This window comes from Lentzea sp. NBC_00516, assembly GCF_036346835.1.
Classification (GTDB): Bacteria; Actinomycetota; Actinomycetes; order Mycobacteriales; family Pseudonocardiaceae; genus Lentzea; species Lentzea sokolovensis.
In genome coordinates this window covers 4,113,080-4,131,945 of record NZ_CP107840.1, presented here as the reverse complement: position 1 = coordinate 4,131,945, position 18,866 = coordinate 4,113,080, and the positions used below count along the sequence as shown (strand labels likewise).

The window sequence follows — 18,866 nt, the reverse complement described above, 5'->3', positions numbered from 1 at the left end:
GGTCGTGGTGTGAGCGGCATCCTGCCAGATCAGCGCCCACGCCACTGGCGAACCCGATCACGAAACGAGCTCGGTCCGCGCCTTGGCCGGTGTCGTGCGCCGCATGCCCGCGTTGACACATCGTTTGACCACCTGAGGCTGCTCGCGCATCAGCCGCAACCCGCGCCTGACCAGCGTCGGCACCGGTTTGCGGGCCTCGGCGACGTCGCGGGCGAACCGGCGCACGAACGTGACGGGCGGACTCGGCGCGAGCACGATCGCGTCCCGCAGCACCCCCGCCTCCCGGGCGCCCTGGACCAGCAGGTCCGCGAACAGCCCCTCCGCGATGAACGCGGGCGCGTCGCCGAGCTCGATCGTCTGAGTGCCGACCGCGCGGTCCTCGCTGATCGAGTACACCGGCGCCTCGACCCTGCCGGTGTTCGACAGCTCGATGATCGCCCGCAGCGCCTTGTCCGCGTTCCACGAGCCGATGTCGTCCCAGTCGGCCCTGCCGTGCTCGTCGCGGGGCAGCAGCGGGTCGTCGCCGTCGCGGTAGAAGTCGTCCAGGCGCAGCACGGGCCAGCCGAGGTGGGCGGCGAGTGTCGACTTGCCTGAGCCGGAAGGTCCGGCGAGCAGCACGGCACGAGGGATGGGCACGGAACGCGATCCTCGCACATGACTTAGGCTCGAACGCATGAGCGAAGGTCTGTTCGACGAGGGCCTCTTCGGCGCGACCGACGAGGAGAAGGCCGAGCGCATCGCGGCCAACGCCCCGCTGGCCGTGCGGATGCGTCCGGTCACGCTGGACGAGGTCGTCGGCCAGGACCACCTGCTCGGGCCGGGCGCGCCGCTGCGCCGCCTGGTCGAGGGCGCCACGCCGGCGTCCGTGATGCTCTACGGCCCTCCCGGCACCGGCAAGACGACCCTCGCGACGCTGGTGTCGAAGGCGACCGGCCGCCGGTTCGTGGCTTTGAGCGCGCTGTCGGCCGGGGTCAAGGAGGTGCGGTCGGTCATCGACGAGGCCCGGCGCCGCCTGGTCCGCTCCGGCGAGTCGACCGTCCTGTTCATCGACGAGGTGCACCGGTTCTCCAAGACGCAGCAGGACGCCCTGCTCGGCGCGGTCGAGGACCGGATCGTGCTGCTCGTCGCGGCCACCACGGAGAACCCGTTCTTCTCGGTCGTGTCGCCCTTGCTGTCGCGTTCGCTCGTGTTGCAGCTCAAGTCGTTGACCGACGACGGCGTGCGTTCGGTCATCAAGCGCGCGGTGTCCGACGAACGCGGCCTGGGCGGTTCCGTGGTGCTGGAACCCGACGCCGAGGACCACCTGATCCGCCTGGCAGGCGGTGACGCCCGCCGCTCCCTGACAGCGCTGGAGGCGGCGGCGGACTCGGCGCTGGCGTCCAACGAGGGCGTGATCACGCTGTCGCTGCTGGAGTCCACTGTGGACAAGGCGGCGGTGCGCTACGACCGCGACGGCGACCAGCACTACGACGTGACGTCGGCGTTCATCAAGTCGATCCGCGGCTCGGACGTGGACGCGGCCCTGCACTACCTCGCGCGCATGATCGAGGCGGGCGAGGACCCGCGCTTCATCGCGCGCCGTCTGGTGATCCACGCCAGCGAGGACGTCGGCATGGCCGATCCGACGGCGCTGCAGACGTGCGTGGCGGCGGCCCAGGCCGTGCAGCTCATCGGCCTGCCCGAATGCACCCTGAACCTCGCGCAGGCCACGATCCACCTCGCCACCGCGCCGAAGTCGAACGCCGTCACCACCGCGATCCACACCGCCATCGAGGACGTCCGCAAGGGCGCCATCGGTTCCGTGCCAGCGCATCTGCGCGATGGCCACTACGCGGGCGCGGCGAAGCTGGGCAACGCGCAGGGCTACCGCTATCCGCACGACGTGCCGGACGGTGTGCTGACGCAGCAGTACGCGCCGGACGACCTGGTGGGACGCGACTACTACGAGCCGACCGGGCGTGGCAACGAACGCGCCGTGGCGGAACGGCTGCCTCGGCTGCGCCGCGTGATCCGGGGCGAGTAGGCCGCGTGCCGTTGCTCTGTTCGGACTAGTATCTGGTCGCGTTGGGTGACTGCACGTACACCAGGGGCGACGATGACTGATCCTGACCGGATCCTCGCGAACTACGAGGGGACGCTCGCCGAGGCACAACGGCGCAGCGACGCGATTCGCGAGACGCTGGCGACGTTGCAGGTCACCGAACGCAGCGCGGACGGCCAGATCTCGGTGACCGTCAACGACGCCGGCAACCTGGTGGACCTCCGGCTCGGCAACGCCCTGCAGCGCAAGGACGGCGACACGGTCGGCCGCGAGGTGCTGCGGGTCGTGCAGGCCGCGCAGGGGCGTGTCGCGTCGACGGTGCAGGAGGCCATGACGCCGTTGATGGGCGCGGACTCCGAGGCGATGCACATGATGATGGACAAGCTCCGCAGTGCCCAGCCGCCCGCCGAGCCCGAACGCCCGTCGTGGGGTCCGCCGCAGTCTGGCCTCGGCCAGATCGAGGACGACCACCCGCCGGTCCCGCGCCCGCCCCGCGCACCCCGTCCGTCCGAAGAGGACGAGGATTTCGGCGACGGCGGGTACCTGCGATGAACCACGCCAGCGACGAAGCCGAGATGAAGGCGCACCTGGGCAAGCTCGACGACATCGGCGCCCGCATCAACACCGCGGTCACGTCCGCGAACGCGACCATGGACGCGACGGCGTTCGGCCTGCTGGGCATGCCGCTCGCGGGCATCTGCGCGGGCGCGTCGGCCCTGGCCGCCAACGCCATCGAGAAGGCCGCGGACTCGGCGGTCGCGCACCACCGCGAGTTCGCGGACATGGCATTGCACATCAGGACCAACGAACAGGCGCGGGCGGCCGATCTCGACGGGATGTACCGGAAATGACGAACCCGCTGAAAGTCGCAGGCGAGGAGACCAAGGCGACCGAGGGCCTCGGCCTGGCGCACGACGCCGCCGAGACGTTCTCCGCCATCAGCCAGGGCAACTGGGCCGAGGGCCTGATGAACGCGGCGGGCGGCGCGATGGGCGTGGCGGGTTTCCTGGCGGACCCGCTCGCCGGTCTGATCGGCGCGGGCTTCGGCTGGCTGATCGAGCACGTCCCGTTCCTGCGGGAGCCGCTCGACTGGCTCACCGGCGACCAGCAACAGCTCGACGCGATGTCCAAGACGTGGGGCAACATCGCCAACCACGTCGAACAGGTCTCCACCGACCTCAAGCAGTGGGTGAAGACCGACAGCGGCCAGTGGACCGGCGAGGAGTTCCGGGCGTACGAGCGGTTCGGCGTCGACAAGGCGGACACGTACGGCTCCGTCGCGACCGGCGCGCAGGGCATCTCCGTGCTCGTCAACGTCTGCAAGACCATCCTCAACGTGGTGCGCGGCATTGTCCGCGACCTGATCTCCGAAGCCGTCGGCAAGCTGATCAGCATCTGCATCCGCTGGGCCCCGGCCATGGCCGCGTTCGGCGCGGGTGTCGCCGGTGCGATCGCCGAATGCACCGCGACGGCCGTCAAGTACGCGAACAAGGCCCTGAGCTGGTGCAAGAAGCTCTCGAAGGCGTTCAGCAACGCCACCGGCCTGTTCAGCAAGCTGGAGAACGTCTTTCAGGGCGCCATGAACGCGCTGACCAAGTTGTCCAAGGGAGTGCGGACCGGCGCGACGAACTTCTCCGTGGCCAACGCCATCACCAGCAAGGCCACCAACTTGGACGCGCTCGAGCACGGGGTGAGCGAGGCGAAGAAGCACGTCGTGGACGGGGTGAAGTCCGCGCCCGCCGACTCCGTGCCGAAGCTGGGTGTCGACCTGGGCAAGGAGGCGGGCAAGGTGTTCGACAGTCAGTCGGGCGACCTGTTCGACTCGGAGCCAGAACAGAAGCAGGGTGGATGAAGCTCCTCGGATTCCTGTTCGTCCTCTTCGTGATGCCGCCGCTCGGGTACCTCACGGCGGCCACGGTCTGGACCCACCTGGGCGACCAGATCGAAGCCAGCGGCACCAGCACACTCGTCGGGGTGGCGAGGTCGTGTGAGCGGCAGGATCCGATCACGCTGACCGGTGGCTTCCAGGCCTGGTACGTCTGCCAGGTCGACGTCAGCGCACACGGTGGGCCGGCGCGCACCATGGAGTCACGGGGTTTCCTCACCCCGGAGCACATCGGCGTCCAGGTCCCGGTCGCGACGACGCACAACGGCCGGAACCTGGTGGCCGATTCGGACACCGAGCGCTACCCGAACCTCGCCCCGCTCGCGTTGGCCGGGACCGTCATCGGCTGGATCCTGCTGATGGCCGCGATGCTGTGGTTGTTGAGCCGCAAGCACATCGCGGAGAATTCCGTCGGGCGATCGGGAAGTATCGCGTAGCTTCGGCGAGGTGACGATCAGAGAAGACTTCCTGACCACCGCCCGCATCGCCCTGGACCTCCTGCGCCACCAGCAGGTCGCGGCGAACTGGGACCGGCCCAGCGCCCTGCCGGAGTTCGGGGTCAGCGGCCTCGCCGGGCACGTCGCCTACCAGGCCCTGCCGCTGCCGGGCATGATCGGGACCCCCGCGGGCGACGAGCCGGTCGTCGGGCTGATGGAGCACTACGAGCGGGCGAAGTGGACCGATCTGGACGTCGGCTCCGAGTTCCACACCCGCATCCGCGCGGGCGGCGAGAAGCTGGCGGCGGAGGGACACTCGGCCCTGTGCGACCGGTTCGAGCAGACCCTCGACGAACTCGCGAAGACGTTGCCGGGCATGGAGAACCGGGGCGTCCGGATGCCGCACTGGGGGCCGTGGGCGGTGCCGCTGGACGAGTACCTGCTCAGCAGGCTGATGGAGTTCGTCGTGCACTCGGACGACCTCGCGGTGAGCGTCGGGCTGGAGACGCCCGAGTTCCCGCGCCGCGTCAACGAGGCCGTCATCGACCTGCTGACCCGCATGGCGCTCAACAAGCACCGCGCGATCGACGTGGTGCGCGCGCTCAGTCGTAAGGAACGCGCACCGCAGGACATCACGGCGTTCTAGCGGCGGCAGACCATCAGCAGTGCGAGCTTGCCCGGCAGCATGATCTCGTCCGCTGCCACGAAACCGCCTGCCTCGAACGACCTGATGGCGCGAGTGTTGCGCACGTCCGGTTCCAGCACGATTCGCGTGCAGTGCGGGTCGGCCTCGAACAGCGCGTCGGTGAGCCGGGGGAGCAGCGACCGCACGAGTCCGCGGTCGGTCATGGCCAGGTCGCCGACCGCGAGGTTCAGCCCGAGGTCGTGCGGCCGGGCCTGGTAGCAACGCGCGACGGCGTGCCTGGCAGCGCGGTAGACCTCGGCGTAGATCACCGGGCGGCCGTGCCAGCTGATCAGCAACGGCCGGTCGTCGTCTCCCGCCAGTTGTTCTTCGAGCCGGCGTTCCCACTGCGGCAACGTCCATGCCTGCCGCCAGAACGCCGCCACGTGCGGTGCCTGGTTCCAGCGGTGCACGAGGTGCAGGTCGTAGCCGTCCGCACGGGCGACACGGGCCTCCCACGGCATCGACAGGTCCGGAACGGGCGGTGGGCCCGCCGTGATCTGGGGCCGATAGGAGTCCAGGTGCGACACCGGCTTCACTGGGCCTCCTGCACGGGTCAACTTAGGGTTGCCTAACTTCACGCTGTGCAGGACCGAGCTGTCAAGCCCTGTGTGACGGGTATTTCACAGGCTGTGACGGCCGTGAGTCAATGAGTGGTCCGTCCCAATTGGAGGTGCGTAGGTTGACCGCCATGCCGGAGACCCAGCGCGAACCGGTGCCGCGCGTCGACACAGGAGAGCTCGACGTCGCGCACGAGTTCCTCAAGTTCCAGCGGCACTGCGTCCTCAAGAAGGCGGAGGGGCTGACCGACGAGGAGCTGCGGCGGCCGATGGTCGCCAGTGGCACGTCGATCCTGGGTCTGATCCAGCACCTGGCCGAAGCCGAGCGCTACTGGTTCGGCTACCACCTCGCGGGCGCCGAGTGGTCCGCGGACACCGAGTTCGGCATGACCGTGCCCGCCGAACGCGACGCGGCGACGGTGATCGCGGACTACCGCGCGGCGATCGCCGGCAGCGACGGGGTGATCGAGGCGGCCGGCCATCCCGGGGCGCTGATGGTGACGCCGGTCGAAGGCGTGTCGAAGACGCTGCGGTGGGTACTCGCGCACATGACCACCGAGACCGCCCGGCACGCGGGCCACGCCGACATCATCCGCGAGCAGATCGACGGCGCCACCGGTCGCTGAAGATCAACAAATGGTGCCCCTCGGTCGGGTGTCGGACCTACCCGGTAATCTCACCCGCAACCAAGCCCGAACGCCTGTTCACCAGGAGGATCCGTGTCGCCAGGGTGGCTCGCCGCCGGTGCCTTCGTGCTGCTCGTGCTCATCGTGGGGATCGTGGCGATCAAGGCGGCGCGTTTCTTCGACGAGGCCACGATCGCGATGCGCAAGGCCCACGAGAACACGGACCCGTTGTTCGTCGAGGCCAACACGACGCTCACGCACGTGAACACGCAGCTTGAGCGCGTCGACGGCATCACGGCCAACGCGCGCGCCGTCACCGGCAACGTCTCCGCGCTCACCAGCCTGTTCACCGCCACGCTGGGCGGGCCGCTGGTCAAGGCCGCCGCGCTGTCCTACGGCGTGAGCAAGGCCGTCAAGGCCCGCCGCAAAGCCGCCGAGCAGCCGAACAAGCACGCCAAGCGCCGCCTGAAGCGGGGTGCCAGGTGAGCCGTCTCTTCTGGTTCGGCCTGGGCGCCGCCGCGGGGCTGTTCGCCGCGAAGAAGGCCGCCGAGGTCGCAAAGCAGGCGACTCCGGCCGGTATCGGCACTAACGTGGGTGAAGGCCTGCGCGAACTCGCCGGCGCCATCGGTTCCTTCGGGGCCGAGGTGCGCGCGGGGATGGCCGAACGGGAACAGGAGTTGCAGGACACCGTGGAACGTCAGACGGGATTCACGCCAGGGCGCCGAGCGCCCAGGGCGAACGGGAAGCACTAGCGCCGTTCGCCCCGTGACCATGCCCTGACTGTCCCCAGCAACACACTTAGGAACTTCCCGTGCAGACCCACGAGATCATCAAGCGTTTCCGCGAGCACTTCGAGAAGGCCGGGCACAAGTACATCCCCAGCGCCTCGCTGCTGCTCGACGACCCCAACCTGCTGTTCGTCAACGCCGGCATGGTGCCGTTCAAGCCGTACTTCCTCGGCGAGGCCCCGCCGCCCGCCCCGCGGATGACGAGCATCCAGAAGTGCGTGCGCACCCCCGACATCGACGAGGTCGGCAAGACCACCCGCCACCTCACGTTCTTCCAGATGGCCGGCAACTTCTCGCTCGGCGACTACTTCAAGGAAGACGCCATCCGGCTGGCCTGGGAGCTGATCACCAACTCCCAGGACGCCGGCGGCTACGGCTTCGACCCCGAGCGCATCTGGGTCACGGTCTACGAGACCGACGACGAGGCCATCGAGCTGTGGCAGAAGGTCGCCGGCATGCCGCTGGAGCGCATCCAGCGCCGCGGCGTCGAGGACAACTTCTGGTCGATGGGCGTCCCCGGCCCGTGCGGCCCGTGCTCGGAGATCTACTACGACCGCGGCCCCGAGTACGGCAAGGAGGGCGGCCCGGTAGTCGACGAGGACAGGTACCTGGAGATCTGGAACCTCGTCTTCATGCAGAACATCCGCGGCGAGGGTGGTGCCAAGAAGGACTACCCGGTCATCGGTGAGCTGCCGTCGAAGAACATCGACACCGGCATGGGCGTCGAACGCGTCGCCTACCTGCTGCAGGGCGTCGACAACGTCTACGAGACCGACCTGGTCCGCGCCGTCATCACCAAGGCCGAGGAGCTCTCCGGCCGCAAGTACGGCGCCAACGAGGTCGACGACATCCGCTTCCGCGTGATCGCCGACCACGCCCGCAGCGGTGTGCTGCTGGTCGGCGACGGTGTCACGCCCGGCAACGAGGCCCGCGGGTACGTCCTGCGCCGTCTGCTGCGCCGCATCGTCCGTTCGTCGCGCCTTCTCGGCGTGAACGAGCCGGTGCTGCAGCAGTTCGCCGAGGTCGTCCGCGACTCGATGGGCGAGGCCTACCCCGAGCTGGTCAGCGGGTTCGCCCGCATCCAGCAGGTGCTCAAGGCCGAGGAGGACACGTTCCTGCGCACGCTCGACGCCGGTTCGCGGATCTTCGAGGGCGCTGCCGCCGAGGTGAAGTCCGACGGCCGCGCCACGCTGCCCGGTGACAAGGCCTTCCAGCTGCACGACACGTACGGCTTCCCGATCGACCTCACGCTGGAGATGGCCTCCGAGGCCGGCCTGTCCGTGGACGAGGACGGGTTCCGCAAGCTGATGGCCGAGCAGCGCGCCCGCGCCAAGGCCGACGCCGCCGGCAAGAAGACCGGCCACGGCGACCAGTCGGTGTACCGCGAGCTGCTGGAGCAGGGCCCGACCGAGTTCACCGGCTACACCGAGCTCGCCTCCGAGGCCACGCTGCGCGGCATCGTGCACAACGGCGCTCGGGTGAAGTCGGCTCGCGAGGGCGACATCGTCGAGGTCGTGCTGGACCGCACGCCGCTCTACGCCGAGTCCGGTGGCCAGGAGTCCGACGCCGGCACGATCGTCACGGCCAACGCCGAGCTGGAAGTGCTCGACGTGCAGAAGGTCGCCCGCAAGCTGTGGGTGCACCAGGTGCGCGTGAAGTCCGGTGAGGTCAGCGAGGGCGAGCACGTCGAGGCCCGCGTCGACCCGGAATGGCGCGTCGGTGCCCGCCAGGGGCACTCGGGCACGCACGTCGTGCACGCCGCCCTGCGTCACGTGCTCGGCCCGTCGGCCCTGCAGAGCGGTTCGTACAACAAGCCCGGCTACCTGCGTCTCGACTTCGCCTGGACCGGTGGCCTGTCCACCGAGGCCAAGAGCGAGATCGAAGAGGTCTCGAACCTCGCCGTGCGCAGGGACCTGCCGGTCAGCATCGTCTACACGGACATGGCCGGTGCCCAGGAGCTGGGTGCCGTCGCCCTGTTCGGCGAGACCTACGACGAGACCGTGCGCGTCATCGAGATCGGTGGCGAGTGGTCTCGTGAGCTGTGCGGTGGCACCCACGTCGAGCACTCGTCGCAGATCGGCCCGATCACCCTGCTGGGTGAGTCTTCCGTCGGTTCCGGCGTGCGCCGCCTGGAGGCCTACGTCGGCATCGAGGCCATGCGGTTCCTCGCCAAGGAACGCGCCATCGTGCAGAACCTCTCCGACATGCTCAAGGTCGGCTCCGAGGGCCTGCCCGAGCGGATCGAGTCGCTCGTCGAGCGCCTGAAGTCCGCCGAGAAGGAGCTCGAGAAGGTCCGCGCCGCCGAACTGCTGGGCAACGCCGGCGCCCTCGCCGACAAGGCTCTGGACATCCGCGGGCTGTCGCTCGTGGCCCTGGGCCTGGAGGGCGTGTCGGGCAACGACCTGCGCACCCTCGGCGGCGAGGTCCGCAACCGCCTGGGCAACAGGCCCGGTGTGGTGGCCCTGTTCTCGGTCGACGGCGACAAGGTCAGCTTCGTGGTGGCCACCACGGCCGCCGCCCGCGACCTGGGTCTCGCCGCCGGCAAGCTCGTCCCGGTGTTCGGCCCGGCCATCGCCGCCCGTGGTGGCGGCAAGCCGGACCTGGCCCAGGGCGGCGGTACCAACCCGGCCGGCGTTCCCGACGCCATCACGAACCTCACCAACGAACTGGACAAGGTGCTTGAACAGCGCTGATTCCACTGATGTCGGCGACCCGGGCCTCGGCAGGAGGCTCGGCGTCGACGTCGGATCGGTTCGCGTGGGTGTATCCCTCAGCGATCCATCGGCATTTCTGGCGACTCCGCTGGTTACCCTGCAGCGTGACGAGAAGCGCGGCTCGGACCTCACCGAGCTCGTACGTCTCGTGGCCGAACATGACGTCGTAGAGGTCGTGGTCGGCTTACCCAAGACATTGGCCGGTCGGCACGGCCCCGCAGCGGAGGCGGCGACCGCGTACGCTGCGGCCCTGGCCGGCCGCATCGCCCCGGTGCCGGTGCGCCTGAGCGACGAACGACTGACGACGGTTGTGGTGAGCCGAGTGCTGGCACAGCGCGGTGTGAAGGGCAAGAAGCAGCGTGCCGTGGTCGACCAGGCCGCCGCTGTCGAGATCCTGCAGTCTTGGCTGGACGCACGGGCACGGGTTGTGTCCGCCCGAAAGGACGAGGTGTGAGCGGCGACGATCTCGGGTTGTTCACCGACCCCGAAGTGGACGAGCGACGCCCGCTGAAGCGTGACCGCAGCCGGGACAACGCCCGTGCCAAGGCGAAGAAGCGCAAGAAGACGGTCCTGTGGCTCGTCGTGGCGCTGATTCTCGCCGTCGGCATGGGCGGTGCCTACTACGGTTACCGCGAGCTGCGCGGCATCGGCTCGTTCGACGACTTCGCCGGTACCGGTGAGGCCGACGCCATCGTCGAGGTCCAGGACGGCGACGTGGTCAGCAAGATCGCGTCGACCCTGTACGACAACGGCGTCATCGCCTCCGCGCGCGCCTTCACCGAAGCCAGCAAGACCGACGCCCGCGTGACGTCGATCCAGCCAGGCTTCTACCTGATGAAGACGAAGATGTCGGGCCAGAACGCGGTGGCCCGCATGATCGACCCGAAGACGCGCGTCCCGGCCGTCCAGGTCGTCGGTGGCCTCAAGCTCACCGACATCCAGGCCAACGGCAAGACCGTCAAGGGCATCTACTCCCTGCTGGCCGACGCGAGCTGCACGGAGAAGGACGGCGCCAAGGTGTGCCTGACCGGCGACGAGATCAAGGCCGCCGCGGAGCAGACCGACCCGGTCGCCCTCGGCGTTCCGGACTGGGCACTCGCCGACGTGAAACGTGCCGAGCCGCAGCACCGCCTCGAAGGCCTGATCATGCGCGGCGTCTACCAGGTCAAACCGGGTGTCAGCGCGGTCGAGCTGATCCGCGGCGTCGTCGTGTCCTCTGCCCAGAAGCTGCAGGGCGCCGGCATCCCCGGCGGCACCCTGAACACCGGCTTCCGTCCCTACGAGGTCCTGGTCATCGCCTCGCTGATCGAGAAGGAGGCCATCGAGAAGGACTTCTCGAAGGTCTCGCAGGTCATCTACAACCGCTTCAAGGTGAAGCCGAAGCCGATGGCCCTGCAGTTCGACTCGACCATCAACTACAAGAACAACCAGCCCCACATCCGCACGTCCGACGCGGACCGCGATGCGAACGGGCCGTACAACACCTACATCAACCAGGGTCTGACGCCGACCCCGATCGGCTCGCCGTCGCAGCAGGCGATCGCCGCCGCGATCAAGCCGGAGGGCGGCGACATCCTGTACTTCGTGAAGTGCCAGACGGACGGCACGTCGTGCTTCGCGAACACGTTCGACGAGCACAACGCGAACGACCAAAAGGCACAGAGGGACGGCGTCTACTAGTGGTGCGCAAGGCCGCGGTGATCGGTTCGCCGATCGAGCACTCCCTTTCTCCTGTGCTGCACAACGCCGCGTACGCCGCTTTGGGCCTCGACTGGGAGTACACGCGCCTGGAGTGCTCCGAGGCCGAAGTTCCCGCTCTGGTCGCCTCTCTGGGGCCGGAGTGGGTCGGCCTCTCGTGCACGATGCCCACCAAACGCGCCGCGCTGGCGTTCGCGTCCGTCGTGACCCCGCGGGCTTCGGCGGTGGGGGCGGCGAACACGTTGGTGCGCAACGGTTCCGAGTGGCACGCCGACTGCACCGATGTGGACGGCGTGGTCGGCGCGTTGCGGGAGAAGGGCTTCTCCAGCGGTTCGCACGGCCTGGTGCTCGGCGCCGGTGGCACGGCGACGGCCGCCCTGGCCGGGTTCGCCGCGCTCGGAATCACCTCCGCTTCCCTTGTAGTGCGCGATCTTTCTCGTGCGGGAGAGGCCCTGGAGACCGCGTCCAGGGTCGGCGTCACCGTCGAGGTCCTGGAACTGTCCTCTGTGGACCTAGGTATGCTGGCCGGCGCGTCGGACGTGGTGGTGTCGACGGTGCCCGCCGAGGCCACCGTGCCGCTGGCCGCCGACCTGGCCCGTGCGCCCTACGTGCTGGACGTGATCTACCACCCGTGGCCCACGCCGGTCGCCGCGGCCGTGGAGGCGTCCGGGACGCGGCTGGCCACCGGGCTGGACATGTTGCTGCACCAGGCTTTCGGACAGGTGGAGCAGTTCACCGGGAAGTCCGCGCCGCAGGACGTCATGCGGTTGGCGCTCGACGCCGCGCTGACGGCCCGCGCCCGCGCGTAACTTTCGTCTTGATCTTGGCCTGTTCGATTCCGGTGTGCGCGGGGCCCGTGGTTGCCTACGGCTGACTCGTTGGCTGCGGGCGATGTGCCACTCGGCCGGAGCCATCGCATGCCGGTGTTCCTCACCTTGGGAGGGCCGGTCGGTGGGACGCACGGCCTACGGCCGCCGTTGCGTCCCGCCTCTTTCCAGGACGATCCGTTGACGTCACTGCGATCCCGCGGCGACCAGCTTCGCGGTGATGGGGCCGAGCTCGGCGACCAGCTCGTCGAGTTCGGCGGGGGAGAGGGCGTCGTAGGGAGGCGCGGCGAGTTCGTCGGTGAGGGCCTCGATGCCTTGCTGGGTCTCGCGACCGGCGTCAGTGAAGTGGCCTTCTGCGTCGAGGAGACCGCGTTCGCGCAAACCGCCCATGACCGCGGCCAGTCGCTTCTTCGGCAGGTGGTGGATGCGCCCGAACGTCTCCGCCGGGTGGATGCCCATCGCGAGCGCGGAGAGCACGTGGGCCTCGGTGCCGCCGATCCGTGCGCCGACGAGAGCGACGATGTGCCCGTCACCGCGGTGCTCGCGCAGCAGGGTCGCGGAGTGCCACAGGCGGGCGACCGGGTCGCTGGGCACCGGAAGAGTGCGCATGGCGGCGTACATCACCCGACCTTCCAGCGGCGCGCTCGTCGCGGCCTTGGTGGTCAGGTCGGCGGCGCGCACCAATCCGGGGGAGCCGGCCAGCTGCTCGCCGAGGATCCGCCGCAGGGAGGCCGCGCTGCCCCGTTCCCGTGCGGCGACCGACGCCTCGGGCGGGATCGTCTCCCACGCGCTCGGGATGTGCCGCGCGGCCTCGCCGTCGGCGAAGTTGTAGAACGCCGCGTGCACGACCTCCGCCGGCACCCGTCCCAGCGGCGCGGCACGGCTCGCGAAGTAGCCGTCCCAGTAGGTGCGGTGGCCGAGTGCGGCCAGCTCCTCGCCGCACTCGCGAGCGAAGAAGGTCACCAGGCAGATCGGCTCCAGGAGCTCGACCATGCGACGGGCGGTGTGAGCCATGACCGACATGATGCCTACGGGCAGTTCTCGTCGGGGAGCGACTCGACTCCCGCGACCTTCGCGCGGCTCGCCAGCGCCGTGCAGTGCACCTGGAACACCGCCCACTTGGACGTCGGCGGCTCGATGCCCTCCGGCATCACGATCACGTTCAGCACGGCGACCGCCTTGTCGTTCGTGGTGGGCAGCTCGGTCACCAGGCCGAGCTTCTTCTCCTCGTCGGTGAGCCCGGCCAGCAGCACGTTCATGGCCGTCGTGATGTCGACGGTGCCGGTGTAGTCGCGGGTCCGGCGCACCAGGCCGTCCCGCTGCGGCGTCACGAGGTAGATGGTCAGCGTGTGCGACGAGACCGTCGGCGCCTCGGCCCCGGTGAGGATCGAGGTCGGGCGGATGCCGCAGGCCGTGAGGGTCACCAGGGCAAGCGCAAGGTGAAGACCGCGCCACCCGAGGGCGCGTTGGCCGCTTCGATGGTGCCGCCGTGCAGGCGTGCGTTCTCCCATGCGATCGCCAATCCCAGTCCGCTGCCCTCGGAACGGGAGCGGGCCGTGTCTGCCTTGTAGAAGCGGTCGAAGATGTGAGGCAGGGCCTCAGGCGAGATACCGGGGCCGCGGTCGGACACCTCGATCACACCCGGCCGCACGCTGACGCGCACCGGCACGCCGCCGTGCTTGAGCGCGTTGCCCACCAGGTTGGCCACGATGACGTCCAGCCGGCGGCGGTCCACCCGGCCCACCACGCCCTCGGGCAGGTAGGCCTGGACGGACGCGGCCCAGCCGCGGGCGGCCAGCGTGTCGCGGACCGCCGTGCCGATGTCCCAGTCGTCCAGTTCCAGCAGGTTGCGGCCCTCGTCGAAGCGGGAGATCTCCATCAGGTCGTTGACCAGGCGGGTGAGCTTGCGGGTCTCGGCCGACACCAGCCTGGCCGCGACGGCCGTGTCGGGCGGCAACGTGTCCGCGTCCTCGTCCAGGACGGCGGTCACGGCGTTCATCGCGGTCAGCGGCGTGCGGAGTTCGTGGGACACGTCGGCGACGAAGCGGCGGGACGCGGCCTGGGAGGCTTCCAGCTGTTCGGCGGCGCGGTTGAACGTGCGCGCCAGGTCGGCGAGTTCGTCCGAGCCGCGATCGTCGACGCGGGTGTCCAGCCGGCCGGACCCCAGTGCTCGGGCGGCGGTGCCGAGGCGGCGGACGGGACGCAGCACGCCGCGGGCGGTGAAGAGCGCGAGCCCCAGCGCCAGGGGCAGCACCAGGCTGACGCCCACCCAGGCGGCGGTCGAGAAGCTGTCGATGGCGGTCTGGGGGCCTCTCAGGTACAGCAGCGACCACACCTCCACGCCGGTCGGATTGCCGTCCGCGCGCAGCAGCGGGATGCCGATGACGACGTACGGGTCGGTCAGGTCGGTGCGGCGCTGCCAGAGGGTCGTCCTGCTCGTCTTGAGCAGCTCGCGCATCTCGGCGGGGATGAACGCCGGATCGGGACCGGTGCTGGAGCGCAGGCCCTCGTACAGCACGACCCCCGAGCCGCGCAGGTACGTGCCGAACTCGTCCAGGTCCCGCTGCGCCGGTGGCACGGTCAGCCGGGGCGCGTAGTCGCGGACGTCGTGCACGAGCGGGTTCATGAAGTTGTCCTGCGCGTCCGCGAGCAGCAACGTGCGGGCGGTCGCATAAGAGGCGCCCGCGGCTCCCACCGCGCCCAGCACCGTGAGGAGCAGGAACGCGGCCATGAGCCTCGGGCGCAGGCCGCGGAACAACGACCTCATCGTGGGCCGAAGCGGTAACCGAAGCCGCGCACGGTGTGGACGTAGCCGGGGTCGGAGGGCACGTCCTCGATCTTCGCGCGCAACCGCTGCACGCACGCGTCGACGAGCCGCGAGTCGCCGAGGTAGTCGTGCTCCCAGACGGCTTCGAGGATCTGCTGGCGGGTCAGCACGCGGCCGGGGGTGCGGGAGAGTTCGAGCAGCAGCTTCAGCTCGGTCGGGGTCAGCGCGACCTTCACGTCGTTCTTGAGCACCTGCAGGCCTGCCCGATCGATCACCAGCGAGCCGTGGCGTTCGAGGCTGGACGGCTCGGCGACGGTCCGCCGCAGCACGGCGCGGATGCGGGCCTCCAGCACGCGCGGTTCGACGGGCTTGACCACGTAGTCGTCCGCGCCCGCCTCCAGGCCCGCGACCACGTCGAAGTCGTCGCCGCGCGCGGTGAGCATGATGATCGGCACCTCGGCGTGCGTGCGCATCCGGCGGCACGTCTCGAAGCCGTCGATGCCGGGCAGCATGATGTCGAGGACCACGATGTCGGGGCGGGACTCGCGCAGTCTCTCGACGCCTTCCTCGCCCGTTCCCGCCGCCCGGACGTCGTGTCCCTGCCGGCGCAACGCCAGTCCGAGTCCTTCACGCACCGCGGGGTCGTCCTCGACCAGCAAGACCATCGCCACGAGATCCATTATCGGCAGGAGACGGCATCGGCGCCGCTTCTGTAGCGGAACCATGACATGCCGTGGACGTTCCCATGGAGCGGCGCGCGGACTCTCGAAGACATGGCCGGAAGCTTGCTGGGATTCCTCTTCACGTACTTCGCGCTGGTGTGGACGTCGTTCGGGCAGAAGGCGGAGAACGCCGCGTTGCCCGAGTTGTCGCTCCAACGCTCGTGGGCGTCCAACGTGGACATGGCGATCCTCGTCGCCGCTGTCCTCGTGATTCTCCTCGCACGCAAGAAGTCGCTGACACCGTTGCTGCTGCTCGGCGGCTCGGTGCTGGGCGCGCAGGTGCTGAAGCTCTACGTGCTGGTGCGGCCGCCGCTGGACGACGACGCCGTGCTGGTGCACAACAGCTTCCCGAGTGGACACACGACGGCCGCGGTGGCGTCGGTGATCGCGGTGACGATGGCGGTGCCCAAGCGGTTCGCGCTGGTCGTGGCGGTGCCGGGGGCGATCGGCGCGGGGGCGGTCGCGGCGGAGACGGTGTCGCTCGGCTGGCACCGGTTCAGCGACACGCTCGGCGCGGCTCTGCTGGTCTCGACGCTCGCGTTCCTGTTGCTGCGCAAGTGGACCGCGGGACTTGTCGTGCCGCCCGTGCTGGCCGTGGGCGGGGTCTGGCTGATGGTGAGCTACCCGCAGGCCACGCCGCCGACCTTGGCCGGCGTCGTGACCGCGGGTGTCGTGCTGCACTTCGGGTGGGTCGTGAGTGGTCTCGGTCATCGGGGCGACCAGGACCACTCACGACCCGGCTCACTCGTCGTGATCGGTGGTGATCAGTTCGGCGATGGCGTCCAGAGCGGCATCCGCTCCGTCCCCATCGGCGCTGAGCACCACCTCGTCACCATGCATAGCGCCCAGGGTCATGAGTCCCAGGACACTCGCCGCGTCAACGGCTTCGCCGCCGTCCTTGCTGATGGTGACCGTCACCGGTTGGTCGGCGGCGGCCTTCGCCAGCAGTGCGGCAGGCCGGGCGTGCAGTCCGACCTTGCTGGCCACGGTGACCCGTCGCTCGGCCATGATGGTTCCTCCCGGTAGAACTGGTTGTGCTACTGCTGTTCGTTCGTGGCGCGCTTCTCGCGCACCGCGGTGTCGCGCACCGCAGTCTCGCGCACGGCGGTGTCACCGCTGCTGCCGACGACACTCTCGTCGGCCTCCGGCGACTCGTCATCTTCGCGGCCGGGCGTCTTCAGGTTCCACTTCGTGATGACGAAGCGGAACAGGAAGTAGTAGATGGCCGCGTAGACGAGACCGATCGGGATGATCAGCAACGGCCTCGTCGCGATGTTGAAGTTGAGCAGGTAGTCGATCACACCCGCGGAGAAGCCGAAACCGTCGTGCACACCCAGCGCGTTGGTGATCGCCAGCGACGTGCCGGTGAGGAACGCGTGGATGACGTACAGCGGCCACGCGACGAACATGAACGCGAACTCGAGCGGCTCGGTGACACCCGTGATGAACGAGGTGAGCGCGGCCGAGCCCATGATGCCGGCGATGATCTTCTTCTGCGACGGCTTGGCGGTGTGGATGATCGCCAGCGCGGCCGCGGGGAGCGCGAACATGAAGATCGGGAAGAAGCCGCTCATGAACGTGCCGGCGGTCGGGTCGCCCGCGAAGAACCTCGGGATGTCACCGGTCTTGGTGGCGCCGTCCACCTGGTACTCGCCGAAGACCTGCCACATGAACGTGTTCGGGATGTGGTGCAGACCCAGCGGGATGAGCAGGCGGTTGATCACGCCGTAGACGCCGGCGCCGAGGATCGTGCTGCCGGAGACGGCCTCGCCGACCGCGGTCAGACCCTTGTCGAACCACGGGTAGATGAGGCCCATGACGACCGCGACCGGGATCATGACGGCCGCGACGATGATCGGCACGAAGCGACGGCCACCGAAGAACGCCAGGTACGGCGGCAGCTTGATGCGGTGGTACTTCTGCCACAGAACGGCGGAGATCAGGCCGACCACGATGCCCGTGAGCACCGAGTAGTTGATCTGCTCCTGCTTGGCGGGATCCTCGGCGAGAGGAAGCACCATCGGAGACATGGCCTTGAACACGGCCTGGGTGACGACGAAGCCGACCACGGCGGAGAGTGCGGTCGAACCGTCACCACGGCGGGCGAAGCCGATGGCCACACCCACGGCGAACAGCAACGGCAGGTTGCTGAACAGGGCGTCGCCCGCACCGCCGATGACGGCGGCGACCTTGTTCCAGCCCAGGCCGTCCTTGCCGAGCAGGTCAGGCTGACCGAAACGCAGAAGAATCGCGGCGGCGGGCAGTGAGGCGATCGGCAGCATGAGGCTGCGGCCGAATCGCTGCATACCGGCCAGGCCCTTGAACCCGCGACCGCCTGTCGCCTCTGGGGCGCTGGCGCTCATTTGGTACCTCCCTTGGCGGAGTTAGGTCCGGAACCCGGGACGGTCCGGTCCAGTTGCATGGTCACCTGGTAGAGATCGCCCCGGTACCAGGAGGTCACGTCTTCGCAGGGCCGCCCGTCGGAGCTGGCGACCCTCCTGAACACGAGGAGCGGGCTGCCCTTGCGGACGTCGAGCGCCTTCGCGGTCTCCGCGTCGGCGGTCTCGGCCCACACGGTCTGCCGCGCGTGGTCGAGCTGAATTCCGTACCGGGTCGCGATGATCTCGTAGATCGATCCGGTCAGGTCACATCGGTCGAGCTCGGGAAGCATGTGCGGGCTGTACCAGCCGGCCTCGAGCGCCAACGGTGCCCCGTCGGCCTTGCGCAGCCGCACGACGCGGTACGCGTACTCGTCGGCCTCCAGGCCCAGTGAGGCCTTCGAGCCCGGTGCCGCCTGGGCGCAGCTGATCACCTCGGTGCTGGGTTCGACCCCGCGCGCCTTCATGTCCGAGGTGAACGAGGCCAGGAAGAGCTGCAGGTCGTAGCGCCGCTTGGCGGTGAACGTCCCGCGTCCCTTGGCCCGCGTGAGCAGGCCTTCCGCGACCAGCTGGCCGACCGCGGCCCGCACGGTGATTCGAGAGACTCCGTACCGCTCGGCGAGGTCGCGCTCCGACGGAATGGGTGAGCCGGGAGCGAGTTCCTGCTCGGCCAGCCGTCGCAGGATCTCCCGCAACTGCGCGTGCTTGGGCTTGGGCCCGTCCACGATCTCGTTCACTCGA

Annotated in this window: 22 protein-coding genes and 1 pseudogene; 14 read left to right on the top strand and 9 right to left on the bottom strand. The window is 69.3% G+C overall.

Annotated elements, in window-relative coordinates:
- Positions 1–57 precede the first annotated feature (57 nt).
- Positions 58–636: a uridine kinase family protein gene (locus OG205_RS18320; RefSeq protein WP_330277451.1), complete on the bottom strand. Its 579-nt coding sequence runs from the start codon at positions 634–636 to the stop codon at positions 58–60.
- Positions 637–673: 37 nt separating this feature from the next.
- On the opposite strand from OG205_RS18320, the gene OG205_RS18315 reads away from it, so the two are divergent.
- The 6 genes from OG205_RS18315 (at position 674) to OG205_RS18290 (ending at position 5,009) form a co-directional block, all read left to right on the top strand.
- The gene (locus tag OG205_RS18315; protein ID WP_330277450.1) at positions 674–2,023 is read left to right on the top strand and encodes a replication-associated recombination protein A; all 1,350 of its coding nucleotides are present in this window, start codon (positions 674–676) and stop codon (positions 2,021–2,023) included.
- A gap of 72 nt (positions 2,024–2,095) precedes the next feature.
- On the top strand, positions 2,096–2,593 hold the full coding sequence (locus OG205_RS18310; RefSeq protein WP_330277449.1) for a YbaB/EbfC family nucleoid-associated protein: 498 nt from the start codon (positions 2,096–2,098) through the stop codon (positions 2,591–2,593).
- Complete coding sequence (locus tag OG205_RS18305) at positions 2,590–2,892, top strand: hypothetical protein (RefSeq protein WP_330277448.1); 303 nt, start codon at positions 2,590–2,592, stop codon at positions 2,890–2,892. The genes OG205_RS18310 and OG205_RS18305 overlap by 4 nt, the downstream gene beginning before the upstream one ends.
- The gene (locus OG205_RS18300; protein WP_330277447.1) at positions 2,889–3,893 is read left to right on the top strand and encodes a hypothetical protein; all 1,005 of its coding nucleotides are present in this window, start codon (positions 2,889–2,891) and stop codon (positions 3,891–3,893) included. Before OG205_RS18305 ends, OG205_RS18300 begins: the two co-directional genes overlap by 4 nt.
- On the top strand, positions 3,890–4,363 hold the full coding sequence (locus OG205_RS18295; RefSeq protein WP_330277446.1) for a DUF6346 domain-containing protein: 474 nt from the start codon (positions 3,890–3,892) through the stop codon (positions 4,361–4,363). Before OG205_RS18300 ends, OG205_RS18295 begins: the two co-directional genes overlap by 4 nt.
- 10 nt (positions 4,364–4,373) lie before the next feature.
- Positions 4,374–5,009, top strand: a complete 636-nt coding sequence (locus OG205_RS18290) for a maleylpyruvate isomerase N-terminal domain-containing protein (protein WP_330277445.1) — start codon at positions 4,374–4,376, stop codon at positions 5,007–5,009.
- On the opposite strand, the gene OG205_RS18285 is transcribed toward OG205_RS18290, so the two are convergent.
- A complete protein-coding gene (locus OG205_RS18285; RefSeq protein WP_330277444.1) occupies positions 5,006–5,584 on the bottom strand; it encodes a GNAT family N-acetyltransferase in 579 nt (192 codons plus the stop codon). The two genes, OG205_RS18290 and OG205_RS18285, sit on opposite strands and share 4 nt — an antisense overlap.
- 152 nt (positions 5,585–5,736) lie before the next feature.
- Between OG205_RS18285 and OG205_RS18280 the strand changes: the two genes are divergently transcribed.
- The 7 genes from OG205_RS18280 to OG205_RS18250 all read left to right on the top strand — a co-directional run bounded on the left by OG205_RS18280 (position 5,737) and on the right by OG205_RS18250 (position 12,240).
- The gene (locus OG205_RS18280) at positions 5,737–6,231 is read left to right on the top strand and encodes a DinB family protein (protein WP_330277443.1); all 495 of its coding nucleotides are present in this window, start codon (positions 5,737–5,739) and stop codon (positions 6,229–6,231) included.
- Positions 6,232–6,324: 93 nt separating this feature from the next.
- Complete coding sequence (locus OG205_RS18275) at positions 6,325–6,717, top strand: DUF948 domain-containing protein (protein WP_319973263.1); 393 nt, start codon at positions 6,325–6,327, stop codon at positions 6,715–6,717.
- Complete coding sequence (locus OG205_RS18270) at positions 6,714–6,983, top strand: hypothetical protein (protein ID WP_093588095.1); 270 nt, start codon at positions 6,714–6,716, stop codon at positions 6,981–6,983. Before OG205_RS18275 ends, OG205_RS18270 begins: the two co-directional genes overlap by 4 nt.
- A gap of 59 nt (positions 6,984–7,042) precedes the next feature.
- Positions 7,043–9,712, top strand: coding sequence for an alanine--tRNA ligase (gene alaS / locus OG205_RS18265; protein WP_330277442.1), 2,670 nt, complete (start codon positions 7,043–7,045; stop codon positions 9,710–9,712).
- Positions 9,699–10,187, top strand: a complete 489-nt coding sequence (gene ruvX, locus OG205_RS18260) for a Holliday junction resolvase RuvX (protein ID WP_330277441.1) — start codon at positions 9,699–9,701, stop codon at positions 10,185–10,187. The genes alaS and ruvX overlap by 14 nt, the downstream gene beginning before the upstream one ends.
- Positions 10,184–11,413, top strand: a complete 1,230-nt coding sequence (gene mltG / locus OG205_RS18255) for an endolytic transglycosylase MltG (protein WP_330277440.1) — start codon at positions 10,184–10,186, stop codon at positions 11,411–11,413. Before ruvX ends, mltG begins: the two co-directional genes overlap by 4 nt.
- Before the next feature lie 2 nt (positions 11,414–11,415).
- Positions 11,416–12,240, top strand: a complete 825-nt coding sequence (locus tag OG205_RS18250) for a shikimate dehydrogenase (RefSeq protein WP_330277439.1) — start codon at positions 11,416–11,418, stop codon at positions 12,238–12,240.
- 204 nt (positions 12,241–12,444) lie between these two features.
- Here the strand turns inward: OG205_RS18250 and OG205_RS18245 are convergent, their stop codons facing one another.
- The 4 genes from OG205_RS18245 to OG205_RS18230 are packed head-to-tail and all read right to left on the bottom strand — an operon-like array spanning position 12,445 to position 15,696.
- Positions 12,445–13,272, bottom strand: coding sequence for an SCO6745 family protein (locus OG205_RS18245; protein ID WP_330277438.1), 828 nt, complete (start codon positions 13,270–13,272; stop codon positions 12,445–12,447).
- A 14-nt stretch (positions 13,273–13,286) separates the two neighbouring features.
- Positions 13,287–13,682 carry a hypothetical protein gene (locus OG205_RS18240; protein WP_319973257.1) on the bottom strand — a complete coding sequence of 132 codons (396 nt, stop codon included), beginning with the start codon at positions 13,680–13,682 and terminating at the stop codon, positions 13,287–13,289.
- Complete coding sequence (locus tag OG205_RS18235; RefSeq protein ID WP_330277437.1) at positions 13,679–15,025, bottom strand: sensor histidine kinase; 1,347 nt, start codon at positions 15,023–15,025, stop codon at positions 13,679–13,681. Before OG205_RS18235 ends, OG205_RS18240 begins: the two co-directional genes overlap by 4 nt.
- Complete coding sequence (locus tag OG205_RS18230) at positions 15,022–15,696, bottom strand: response regulator transcription factor (RefSeq protein ID WP_330277436.1); 675 nt, start codon at positions 15,694–15,696, stop codon at positions 15,022–15,024. The genes OG205_RS18235 and OG205_RS18230 overlap by 4 nt, the downstream gene beginning before the upstream one ends.
- Positions 15,697–15,753: 57 nt before the next feature.
- Here OG205_RS18230 and OG205_RS18225 point away from each other — a divergent pair.
- Positions 15,754–16,290 (top strand): annotated as a pseudogene (locus tag OG205_RS18225) (phosphatase PAP2 family protein); the annotation flags it as partial.
- A gap of 198 nt (positions 16,291–16,488) precedes the next feature.
- Here OG205_RS18225 and OG205_RS18220 read toward each other — a convergent pair.
- The 3 genes from OG205_RS18220 to OG205_RS18210 are packed head-to-tail and all read right to left on the bottom strand — an operon-like array spanning position 16,489 to position 18,862.
- Complete coding sequence (locus tag OG205_RS18220; protein ID WP_330278183.1) at positions 16,489–16,755, bottom strand: HPr family phosphocarrier protein; 267 nt, start codon at positions 16,753–16,755, stop codon at positions 16,489–16,491.
- Positions 16,756–16,784: 29 nt separating this feature from the next.
- Positions 16,785–18,110: a PTS transporter subunit EIIC gene (locus OG205_RS18215; RefSeq protein ID WP_330277435.1), complete on the bottom strand. Its 1,326-nt coding sequence runs from the start codon at positions 18,108–18,110 to the stop codon at positions 16,785–16,787.
- Positions 18,107–18,862 (bottom strand): GntR family transcriptional regulator, encoded by a 756-nt coding sequence (locus OG205_RS18210; protein ID WP_330277434.1) that lies wholly within the window; start codon positions 18,860–18,862, stop codon positions 18,107–18,109. Before OG205_RS18210 ends, OG205_RS18215 begins: the two co-directional genes overlap by 4 nt.
- Positions 18,863–18,866: the final 4 nt, after the last annotated feature.

Bases quoted from the DNA above. Each gene is read 5' to 3' on its own strand.
- OG205_RS18315 (WP_330277450.1), top strand. From the start codon at position 674: ATGAGCGAAGGTCTGTTCGACGAGGGCCTCTTCGGCGCGACCGACGAG.
- OG205_RS18310 (WP_330277449.1), top strand. From the start codon at position 2,096: ATGACTGATCCTGACCGGATCCTCGCGAACTACGAGGGGACGCTCGCC.
- OG205_RS18305 (WP_330277448.1), top strand. From the start codon at position 2,590: ATGAACCACGCCAGCGACGAAGCCGAGATGAAGGCGCACCTGGGCAAG.
- OG205_RS18300 (WP_330277447.1), top strand. From the start codon at position 2,889: ATGACGAACCCGCTGAAAGTCGCAGGCGAGGAGACCAAGGCGACCGAG.
- OG205_RS18295 (WP_330277446.1), top strand. From the start codon at position 3,890: ATGAAGCTCCTCGGATTCCTGTTCGTCCTCTTCGTGATGCCGCCGCTC.
- OG205_RS18280 (WP_330277443.1), top strand. From the start codon at position 5,737: ATGCCGGAGACCCAGCGCGAACCGGTGCCGCGCGTCGACACAGGAGAG.
- OG205_RS18245 (WP_330277438.1), bottom strand. From the start codon at position 13,272: ATGGCTCACACCGCCCGTCGCATGGTCGAGCTCCTGGAGCCGATCTGC.
- OG205_RS18235 (WP_330277437.1), bottom strand. From the start codon at position 15,025: ATGAGGTCGTTGTTCCGCGGCCTGCGCCCGAGGCTCATGGCCGCGTTC.
- OG205_RS18220 (WP_330278183.1), bottom strand. From the start codon at position 16,755: ATGGCCGAGCGACGGGTCACCGTGGCCAGCAAGGTCGGACTGCACGCC.
- OG205_RS18215 (WP_330277435.1), bottom strand. From the start codon at position 18,110: ATGAGCGCCAGCGCCCCAGAGGCGACAGGCGGTCGCGGGTTCAAGGGC.